Here is a 910-nt window from a genome sequence, read left to right on the forward strand (position 1 = left end):
GACGCGTCGCCGCAACCAGCGCGTGGCGATGCAGCAGCTTCAGGAGTTCAAGGCCGAGTACGTCTGGCTTCGAGACCTTGCCCAAGGTGCCCACACGTCGCCCAAACACCTTCGCGCACTCCTGGACCAGGAAGGCATCCGGCCAATCAGCGGACCTGACATCGACGGAGGTCGGCAGACGTTGTTCAGGCGGGCATGCCTGCGCGCAAGCCCGGCAATCCTGAGCGCCGTTTCACTTTCAGAAGACGTTGCGACGTGATTGCAGAACCCGCAACACCCGTCCCATTACTCTCGAGTCCGAAGACAATGATGTCCACAACCAGCCACACCCGTCGTCGCACAAGCAAACCTGGCATCCGGCCCGGCTCGGGGATGCGTATTCCTTCCTGCTCAGCGTCGCTCATCTCAAGCGTCCCGGAGTTCACGATTCGACGGCGGCCACCGGACGATGCTCACGAGATGATTGAAGGCCTGATGCAGCCCATCCCACGCCCATCCAAGGCTCACGATGCCATCTGCAAGAAACTGGAAGCCGCCCTCCGCGAACACCTCGCGTGTTCACTAGAGCAGGTGTTCACCGCCCGCGATCGAAGGCCCCTCTGCACCGATCGCTCGACGCTCTATCCCGACTTCTGGGTCTCCACCCTATGTCGAGATCCGGTCAACGAGCAGCGCGTCGCCTACCCGGGCCTGGTGATCGAGGTCCTGTCACCCTTTCGGGAAAAGGTCGACAGGGGCGCCAAGCTCCACGCATACCGAGAGATCGACAGCGTGCAAGAGTTGCTAGTGATCGACCCTGCTCGTGGTCGCAGCGAGTTGTATCGTCGCTGCGGGCCGCGGCAGTGGCAGTTCACCGATGTCGACCGAAGCGAACCTATTCATCTCGATAGCATTGGGATGAGCTTGGAAG

2 protein-coding genes are annotated in these 910 nt (G+C 61.4%); both read left to right on the forward strand.

The window, feature by feature from the left end; translation table 11 throughout:
• Positions 1-259, forward strand: a 259-nt coding sequence (locus C667_RS26260; RefSeq protein ID WP_004390615.1) for a hypothetical protein, incomplete at its 5' end; no start/stop codon positions are given.
• Between the two features lie 200 nt (positions 260-459).
• Positions 460-910 (forward strand): Uma2 family endonuclease (locus C667_RS23405; protein WP_004390616.1); only part of this gene is annotated, 451 nt, incomplete at its 3' end.

The organism is Thauera phenylacetica B4P (assembly GCF_000310225.1).
Lineage (GTDB): Bacteria > Pseudomonadota > Gammaproteobacteria > Burkholderiales > Rhodocyclaceae > Thauera > Thauera phenylacetica.